This window comes from Actinomyces sp. ICM47, assembly GCF_905369875.1.
GTDB lineage: Bacteria > Actinomycetota > Actinomycetes > Actinomycetales > Actinomycetaceae > Pauljensenia.
Genome location: NZ_CAJPJE010000022.1, coordinates 21428 through 30684, shown reverse-complemented (window position 1 = coordinate 30684; position 9257 = coordinate 21428). Strand labels below are relative to the sequence as shown.

The following is a 9257-nucleotide window of genomic DNA, read 5'->3' as shown; positions in this document are numbered from 1 at the left end:
AGGCCGTACCGCGGCTGTGACATCATCGGGAGTAATGACTATGACTGAACTGAGTCGCCGCGGGCGCGCCGTCTACTGGGTGGTCGCCGCCCTCGCGTGGGCAGGAGTCGCCGCCACCCTCATCATTACGGCCTTCGACGGATATGCGCCGCCCACCTACCATGAAGAGGGACTCTTCGCGGGGGCCGCCCACGGCTGGGCGGGCGCGCCCGAGCGCCTTATCAACTGCCTGTCCTACTTCACTGAGCTGTCCAACATCATGGTCGCGATCATCTCGACTGTCCTCGCGCGCCGAGGCCGCGTCAGGGCGTGGGGGAGGGCCACGCACCTGTGCGCCCTCATGATGATCACGGTGACCGCCATCGTCTATGCGACTCTGATCAGCCCCTACGAGGTCCTCTCCGGCTACGCCCTCGTCACGAACCCGCTACAGCACATCGTCGTCCCCGCCGCCTTCGTGGGCGCGGCCGCGCTCGCGGGTCCGCGCGGTGGCATCACGTGGGCGACGCTCGGGCGCGCTCTGCTGATCCCGGTCGCGTGGGTGGCGTACACGCTCGTGCGGGGCTCCTTCACGCACCAGTACCCTTACGGCTTCGTGAACGTCTGGCGTATCGGCTACGCGCAGGTTGCGATCAACATCGTGGTGATCCTGATCGGCGCCCTGCTGTTCATGGCGCTCTTCGCGGGCGCGGACTGGCTGATCCGTAAGGCGTCCCGACGTCGAAAGAACGTTTGATCGACAACGTGATTGAGTGGTCTACAAACAGTCGCATGAACCAAAAGAAAAATCTATACAATATAGATTGCCGGATTATCCTCGATATCTGCTTCTAGCTGCCAATCATGTCTAGATCAGTAGAATCTAATCTTGTCTGTTGGAACGAGTATTGCGAGTGTCTCAGTCAAGCGAGATTTGGGATCTGTGGTCACAATATACGTAGTGGATCCTCTGCTATTTGCGTCAGCTATCACATTAGGTGACGGGTGTTTGTATAACCCATCGGCTGAGAACACGCACACTGGTGCTGATTCTGAAGGATATCCGAAAGCGTCAAGAAGGTGCTGGTTCCAATCGTGCTGCGACCCATGGTGTGGTGGTGCGAAGGTTGAGGAAAATAGCTTCTGTTTCCAAAAGAGCTGATCAAATAAATTGACGTTAGTAGCCTTTTTAAGGTTGGCGTCCCCGCATCCTAGCCAGCCCGTTGCCCATGGAGAATGGACCTCGAGAATGCTGTGGAATTTATGTGTCTGATCTCCGCGCCAAAACATGTGGTGAAACGCGGGAGAATTCTCAGGGTGGGCGGGTCCAGAATGAAGGATTAGTGAAGTTGCATTTAGGTTCTTGTGTGCAATACTTCTGTAAGTATCCGCAATCTTGGAACTTATGTCTTTGCGGTCAAATATATATTGCAGCGTAGTTGCATTTTCCAGATCGGACTCGGAATCAATGATCCCTTGTTTGATTAGTGAATCGATGAGTTCTGCTCCCAGTTCATCTGCGTTACCCTGTAGGGTTGAGGCGCTGAATAGCCATACTGGTATGGCCTCGTGTTTTTTGTTTTTGTTATCACCTGAGCTATTTGCTGGAGTGTATACAGGGTGGGTGAAGTCGTGTCTGCCATGTCCTTCATTATCCCGCTCATGCTGGATTTCTATGAGAGTGATGTTGCTAGCTTCTCTGTTAAGAAATTCCGGAAATCTGCGGATTGCTCCTGCTGGACTTGCGGTGAATTCGAGTATAAAATCGTAATATTCGCCAGATCTTGCTCGATTCATACTTGCATTGTTGGCAAATGTTGATTTGCAGAGGTGTAGGAAGCGCTCGCGAGGCGTAGTGAATGGGATTGCAAGTATTTTGACAATAGTGTTTTGAATCAGGTAGGCGAGCCCGTTGATGTGGTCGGTGTCAAAGTGTGAAATGAAAACGATGTCAATGTGTGATGGCTGGGTTGTTTGCTCTGGGGCGTCATCCCATTCTGTCGTGAATGGTGTTCCGGAAAAACTATAGTTTCTTTTATATAAGGACTTATGTATTGTGCGTAAGTAATGGTTTCTTGATAGGTCGAAATAAGGTGTATTGCCGTATAGATAAAATTCGCTTGCCGTGTGTGGGGTGTAAGTCCATGGGCATCTGATTGATTCTAGGTATGTGTCAATTTCTTTTTGTAGTAGATCTAATGATCTTGCGGTGCCGCAGTCGTATACGTACGTGAATTGCATGCCCTTTGATCTGATGGTTCCGGTATGAAAGAAACCAGGTCCAGCAGCCCACTGTGTTCTCGCTATTGTTAGTGGAATGTGTGTTCTTTTGGTAGTTGTTTCATTTAGTATGCGACGAATATCGCTGCATTGTTCTGGTGTGAATGGCAATTTCGGTGTTTTGGATAATTGTTTTACTCGTTCGGCGTGACTATATTGTGATTCACTGTTTCGTGATGTTTTGGCTGGTCGATTTCCGCACCTAGGGCAATCCCTTTCAGCTCTTGGACTGCGGTGGCCACGGATTGGAGCTGTGCACTTGATCATGTGTACATGATGGGCTTAACACTGGAGAGTGTCAAGTCAAAAGCTTCCTGAAATAAGGAGCATACTGATAGTTTGTCAAGAGGGTTTCACCGCGCCCCGACGGTGATCGTTGCCAGGGCGACGCGGCTCGCCTCGCCCGAGGCCGCTAGAGTGAGGCCATGAGCAACGAGCCCGGGCTTGTCCCTGAACTTGCCGTCACCGATTACGAGGCATCGCGCCGTTTTTGGTGCGACCTCGTCGGTTTTTTCCTTCGCTATGAGCGGCCTGAGGAAGGATTCGGCTACCTTGTCCTGGGTAACGCGCACCTGATGCTCGACCAGATCGACCAGGGTAGGACGTGGGCGACAGGACCCCTTGAGTTCCCCCTTGGTCAGGGTATCAACTTTGAGGTTCAGGTCGACAATCTGGACGGCACGTTGCAGCGCATCACAGAGGCAGGATGGCCGATCTTCGTCGAACCCGAAGAGAAGTGGTACCGGGCGGGCGATGTAGAGATCGGCGTCCGGCAGTTCCTCATCCAAGACCCCGACGGGTACCTTGTGCGGCTCCAGCAGGAAATCGGCGAGAGGCCCACGTCGAAGACGCATGCGGATTGCACGCAGGATGTGCGCAGCAGCGACTGAGAGCGCTGTTTCGCCCTCCCGGCGCTGAGAAACCCGCCCGCTCGACAGGGCTGCAAGCCGTTGTGGAGCAGGCGGGTTCAATGTTGAGGTTGGCGACTCTCAGTGGGAGTTCAGAACGCAGTTTGCGATGAGTGCATCGATGCGGCGTACGTCGATGTGTCGGCCCAGGCTAATCTTGATATGGCCTGCACGGGTCCATAGCTCAACTTCGGCAGTCATGTCGATCGTGCCGGCATTCTCTGTCGACCACATGTTGATGTTTTTGTAGGGCAGTGAGTAGATCTCGACCTTGCGGCCGGTGATCCCCTGTGCGTCGCGCACGATGAGGCGTTGCGAGGTAAAGATTGCTGAGTCTCGCGTTGTTGCGAAAGCAGCGTAGGGCTGCTCGCCGGGAACCAGGATGTTAGAGACGTCCTGGGGAATCGGTACCTCGTTGAAAAATGCCCACTGGGCGACTGTTGCGGCTTCCATGCCATGTCCTTTCTCGATGGTGACATGGTAATCATGTGGCGGTTGTCATGCAACTGTCTCTGCCTGCTGTGTGGAAAAGTTGCTCCCTGACTAGCCAACAAAAGCCTGGGGTTCGTTGGATGATGACTGTTTTCTGCTACCGCGCCCCGACGGTGACCGTGGCCAGGGCGACGCGGTTCGCCTCGTCCGAGGCCGGCACGTCCACGAGGGCGACGATGCGCCAGTCCATGTCCTCCTCCGGGTCGAACAGGGTCTGCGTGGCCAGCCAGAACGTGCCGGCCGCAGCCTGATCGACCGCGTCCGTGATTGCTTCGATGCGCGCCACCTGGGCGCGCTCGACATCTGACGACACTACAGCGGGGGCCAGCTCCAGCACGTCCTCGCGGGTCGGGGCCTCGTTCAGGGAGCACAGCGACAGGGCGCGCGCCCGCTGGTCGATGCCGATCCACTCGTGTTCCGCCCAGTAGCGCTCCAGCGCCGCGTCCCACTCGTCCTCGCCCCACGGTGCGACCACCGGAGTACGCGAGACCTCGTCCAGGCGCGCCAGGGCTTCGACGTTGTCGCGGCTCATCGCCTCCACGCGCTCGAACAGCGCGCCACGGATCGCCGTGCGGAACGCGTGACGGTTCGCGCTGAACGGAACGGTCCCGTCCTCCCGCGCGCCAAACGCCAGCTCCGCGCCCCCCGTGCCGTCGCCCTCGGACGCGGGGGAGAGGGCCTGGCCCGTGGACATGGCCTCCCACTCGTCCAGCAGCGAGGAGTCGACCGCGCGGATCAACGCCGACAACCAGGCAATAATCGACCGCAGCTCGTCCGTCATCAGCTCGTCCGGCACGATCTGGCGCAGCGCTCGGTACGCGTCCGTTAGGTAGCGCAGCACGATGCCCTCGGAGCGACCCACGTCGTAACGGCCCACAATCCCCGTGAACGTCAGAGCGTTCTCGATCATCTCGCGCACGACCGACTTCGGGGAAATCTCCTGATCCTCGATCCACGGGTTCGCGTGCAGATACACCGCGAACGCGTCGCCCAGCAGATCGGCCAGCGGGCGTGGCCACGTGACCTCTTCCAGGGCGGCCATGCGCTCGTCGTACTCCATGCCCTGCGCTTTCATCGCGGCCACGGCCTCGGCGCGCGCCGCTTTCTCCTGCGCGAACAGGAGCGGGCGCGGATCCTCCAGGACCGACTCGATGACCGAGACGACGTCCAGGGCGAACGTCGGGGAGTCCGGGTCCAACAGCTCGAGGGCCGCCAGCGCGAAGGGGGAGAGCGGCTGGTTGAGCGCGAAGTCGTCCGGCAGGTCGGTGGCCGCGCGCAGGCGAGGCTCACCCGACGCCGAGGCCTCGGCTGAGGACACGTGCTCGACGACGCCCGCCTGCTTCATTGACGTGTAGATCTCACCGAGGCGGCGCAGGTGCGGGTTGCGATCCGTGGGCGGATCGTCGTTGTTGCGCGCCAGCCACACGAGGTGCTCGCCCGGGTCTCGCCCGGCCGCAGGCGCGCCGGCCAGCATGTTGAGGACCATCGCGTGCGTCATCTCGAAACGGCTCGTGAGCTGCTCGGGGGCCGCATCGACGAGGCGCTCGAACGTCGAGCGCGTCCACGAGATCGCGCCCGTGCCCGGACCCTTACGCTTCTTCGCGGACTTCTTCGCGGCGCGCTTGGCCTCGCGGGCGTCGCGTGCGGCCTCCTGAGCGGCGCTCAGTCGTGCGCGCTCACGGGCGGCGTCGACCTCGTGCTCGGGTGCCAGGACGCGCACGAAACCGACTGTGTCGAAGCCAGCTCGGCCCGCGCGACCCGCGATCTGGTGGAACTCGCGCGCGCTCACGTGGCGCATGCGACGCCCGTCGTACTTGACGAGCGAGGTCATCAGCACCGTGCGAATCGGCACGTTGATGCCCACGCCCAAGGTGTCCGTGCCGCACACGATCGGCAGCAGGCCCGCCTGCGTGAGGCGCTCGACGAGGCGACGGTAGCGCGGCAGCATACCCGCGTGATGCACGCCGATGCCCTGCGCGAGCAGCGACTTCAGCGTCTGCCCGAAGCCCTTCGTAAACGACACGCCCGCCAGCTGGGCGGCGATTGCCTTCTTTTGCTCGGGCGACATCAGCGAGGAACGGTCAAACGACTGCGCGGTCGCCACGGCGTCGCGCTGGGAGAAGTGCACAATGTAGACGGGCCAACGGCCCTCGCCCAGCAGCCGCTCGACCGTGTCGGGCAGGCGGTCCACGACGTACTCGAACTCGAGGGGCACGGGGCGCTCCGCGTCGTCGATGAGGGAGACGTCGCGGCCCGTGCGTTCCTTCCACGCGCGCTCAAAACGCGTCGTGTCGCCCAGCGTCGCGCTCATCGCGACCACCTGCGGGGTCCTCAGCTCCAGGAGCGGCACCTGCCACGCCCAGCCGCGCTGGCGATCCCCGTAGAAGTGGAACTCGTCCATGACGATCATGTCCGCGTCCAGCGTGGGGCCCTCGCGCAGCGACTGATTCGCCAGGATCTCAGCCGTGCAGCAGATGATGGGCGCGTCGGCGTTCAGGGAGACGTCACCGGTCACCATGCCGACGTTATCCGCGCCGAACAGGGACACCAGGTCAAAAAACTTCTCCGACACCAGGGCCTTGAGCGGTGCCGTGTAGTAGGAGCGGCCCCCGTGCGCCATCGACGTGAAGTGCGCGGCGAGCGCGATCATCGACTTGCCCGACCCCGTGGGGGTCGCAGCGATCACGTGGTTGCCCGCCAGGATCTCCACCAGAGCCTCCTCCTGGTGGGGGTAGAGCGGACGCCCGGTGCCCTCGGCCCAGGACGTGAAGGCCTCGTACAGGGCATCGTCGTCCCCCAGACGCCCCTCGTCCTCCAGGTCGTCCAGGATCTCGTTCAAAGTCGCGCTCATGCTCCCATTGTCCCAGACCCCGCCCTCGTCTGCGTCCCCGCACCGCCGGGCCCTTCCCGCAGCTCATCGACGAGGCCGGGGCCAGTCAGGCGTACGAGTGCAGCCGTGCGCGTGGCGAGACGTCGCCTGCCGGGCGCGAAGCCCTGTGGCAAGATGAACGGGTCCCATGACAGTGCGCGGGCGCGTCCCGCGAAGTGCGCGAGGCCCCGCGACGCAACCACGGCCTCGTCGATAGACACCCGGGAGGTTCCTGTGGAACAATTCGCCTTGCTTGAAAAGGCCATCGCCGACTGGATCACGTTGAATGTGACGATCTATGTCTTGATCGGGGTGGGCCTGTTCCTGACGGTCCGTTCCCTTTTCGTGCAGGTGCGCCTCTTCCCGGAGATGATTCGCACCGTCCTGGGGTCGCGCAAAGGTGCCGACGGCGGCATTTCCTCCTTCCAGGCCTTCGCGATCTCGCTGGCCGCGCGCGTGGGTATCGGCAACGTCTTCGGCGTGGCCGCCGCCCTCCTCATGGGTGGTCCCGGCGCGATCTTTTGGATGTGGGTTGTTGCCCTGGTCGGCATGGGCACCGCATTCTTCGAGGCGACGCTCGCCCAGATCTTCAAAGTGAAGCACTCCGACGGCTCCTTCCGCGGCGGCCCGGCCTACTACATGAAGCGTGGTATGAAAAACCGCGTGCTGGCCAATATCTTCGCCGTCATCACCGTCGTGACCTGCGGTATCGTCATCACCTCCGTGCAGTCCAACGCCATCGCAGGCACGCTGACCAGCGCCTTCGGCGAGGCCGCTAAGCAGCCCCTCCAGGGGGCCGGTGGCTTCTCGGCCGCGCAGCTGACGATCGCTGGCCTGATCTTCGTCTTCTCCGCGATGGTCATCTTCGGCGGCGTCCGCACCGTCGCGCGCGTCACTGAGTGGATGGCCCCGATCATGGCGACGATCTACGTCATCATGGTCGCGATCATCTGCCTGATGAACCTCTCGCAGTTCGGTACTGTGCTCGGCCAGATCTTCACCTCTGCCTTCTCCGCCCAGGCCACGGTCGGCGGACTGGGGGGCGGCATCGTCGCCGTGATGATCAACGGCACCAAGCGCGGCCTCTTCTCCAACGAGGCCGGCCAGGGTACCGCTCCCAACGCCGCCGCGACCGCGACCGTGTCGCACCCGGTGCGCCAGGGCCTCATCCAGTCCCTGGGCGTCTTCATCGACACCATCGTCGTGTGCACCGCGACCGCCTTCGTCATCCTCATCGCGGGCGAGAAGGTGTGGGGCGGCGACGGCGTGGATCCCTCGAACCTGACGACCCTGGCTGTCGCCAACGAGCTGGGTGCCTGGACGATCGTGCCCATGGCCATCCTGATCTTCGTCCTGGCCTACTCGTCGGTTATCGCGGCCTACGTCTACTCCGACACGAACATGTCCTTCGTGTTTGGCGACGCGCCCTGGGCGACCTGGACCGTGCGTGTCGTGTGTGTCGTGTCGGCCACGGTCGGCGCGCTGCTGAGCCTGGACGTCGTGTGGAATGCCGTCGACATCGCGATGGCGGTCATGACGATCACGAACTTGGTCGCCCTCATCTTCCTGTCGCGTTGGGTCGTTGGCGCGCTCAAGGACTACCAGGCGCAGCGCAAAGCTGGCATCGAGGATCCCGTCTTCGTTGGCCACAACAACCCGCTCCTGCCGCGCGATGTCCCGGGCAACGTCTGGAAGCGCCCTAAGAACAAGAAGCACTGACACAGAGAAAATCGGGTCCGCGGGGGGCACACTTTGTGTCTCACGCACCTGACGCCTCTCCGAGTCCGGCACGCCCCTCGCGTGCCGGACTCGCCGCTTCCCGCCTCCGTTCCCCGGCCTCGTCCTTTTCCTTTTCATTCTGCCTCCGTGTCGAGGCCTCGAAACCGTCGGCGCTTCACCCGACGCTGGGCTGCTCGCGGGTTAGGCTACTGCCATGAGAATCGCACGTTTTTCCGATGGAACAAACCCGGTCTATGGTGCCCTCGAGGAGGGATCGAAGCGGATTGTCGGCCTCAAGGGCGACCCGCTGTTCTCGCCCGTGGAGCCGTCCGGCCAGATTTACGAGCTGGACGAGGTTCGGCTACTCTCCCCGGTGATCCCGCGCTCGAAGGTTGTGGGCATCGGCAACAACTATTCGGATACGCCGATTCCGGCCGACGAGCGTCCCGAGCCGCCGATGTTCCTGAAGGCCAACACCTCGGTGATCGGGCCCGACGACCCGATTGCGATCCCTGCGTGGTCGAATGACGTGGCTTTCGAGGGCGAACTCGCCATCGTTATCAAGTCCCTGGCCAAGGACGTGAGTGCCTCGGACGCGTCTCAGGTGATTCTCGGCTACACGGTCGCCAACGACGTCACCGCCCGCGACGCGATGACGGGCGGGCCTTGGGCGCGCGGCAAGTCCTTCGACACTTCCTGCCCACTGGGTCCGTGGATCACGGTCGACCCCACCCTCGACGTCACGAACCTGGCGATCCGCTCCTACCTGAATGGGGAGAAGGCGCAGGACAGCTCGACCGCACACATGATCTGGAACCCCTTCGAGCTGGTGTCCTACGTGTCCCACCAGATGACGCTGCTGCCCGGCGACGTCATTGTCACGGGTGCTCCCGCGGGCTGCGGGCGCGTGGATGCGGGTGACCGCGTGGAGATTGAGATTGAGGGGATTGGGAGCCTGATGAATCCCGTCGTTCGCTCCTGACAGTGTGACCTGTGTGATACGATTACGT

7 protein-coding genes are annotated in these 9257 nt (G+C 61.6%); 4 read left to right on the top strand and 3 right to left on the bottom strand.

All coding sequences use genetic code 11. The annotated features are described in order from the left end of the window. Positions 1-40 precede the first annotated feature (40 nt). A complete protein-coding gene (locus QZ149_RS05935; protein WP_291450388.1) occupies positions 41-736 on the top strand; it encodes a Pr6Pr family membrane protein in 696 nt (231 codons plus the stop codon). Positions 737-852: 116 nt separating this feature from the next. On the opposite strand, the gene QZ149_RS05930 is transcribed toward QZ149_RS05935, so the two are convergent. Beyond that, positions 853-2220 carry an MBL fold metallo-hydrolase gene (locus QZ149_RS05930; protein WP_291450386.1) on the bottom strand — a complete coding sequence of 456 codons (1368 nt, stop codon included), beginning with the start codon at positions 2218-2220 and terminating at the stop codon, positions 853-855. A gap of 464 nt (positions 2221-2684) precedes the next feature. Here QZ149_RS05930 and QZ149_RS05925 point away from each other — a divergent pair, with 464 nt between their 5' ends. Beyond that, positions 2685-3149 carry a VOC family protein gene (locus QZ149_RS05925; protein WP_291450384.1) on the top strand — a complete coding sequence of 155 codons (465 nt, stop codon included), beginning with the start codon at positions 2685-2687 and terminating at the stop codon, positions 3147-3149. 99 nt (positions 3150-3248) lie between these two features. Here QZ149_RS05925 and QZ149_RS05920 read toward each other — a convergent pair whose 3' ends face one another. Further along, complete coding sequence (locus QZ149_RS05920) at positions 3249-3620, bottom strand: PH domain-containing protein (protein WP_291450382.1); 372 nt, start codon at positions 3618-3620, stop codon at positions 3249-3251. A gap of 136 nt (positions 3621-3756) precedes the next feature. Further along, entirely contained in the window at positions 3757-6510 is a 2754-nt protein-coding gene (locus tag QZ149_RS05915) for a DUF3516 domain-containing protein (RefSeq protein ID WP_291450379.1), read from the bottom strand. Between the two features lie 252 nt (positions 6511-6762). Here QZ149_RS05915 and QZ149_RS05910 point away from each other — a divergent pair, with 252 nt between their 5' ends. Both QZ149_RS05910 and QZ149_RS05905 read left to right on the top strand, forming a co-directional pair. After that, positions 6763-8247, top strand: coding sequence for an alanine/glycine:cation symporter family protein (locus QZ149_RS05910; protein ID WP_291450378.1), 1485 nt, complete (start codon positions 6763-6765; stop codon positions 8245-8247). A 214-nt stretch (positions 8248-8461) separates the two neighbouring features. Next, positions 8462-9229 (top strand): fumarylacetoacetate hydrolase family protein, encoded by a 768-nt coding sequence (locus tag QZ149_RS05905; RefSeq protein WP_291450377.1) that lies wholly within the window; start codon positions 8462-8464, stop codon positions 9227-9229. Positions 9230-9257: the final 28 nt, after the last annotated feature.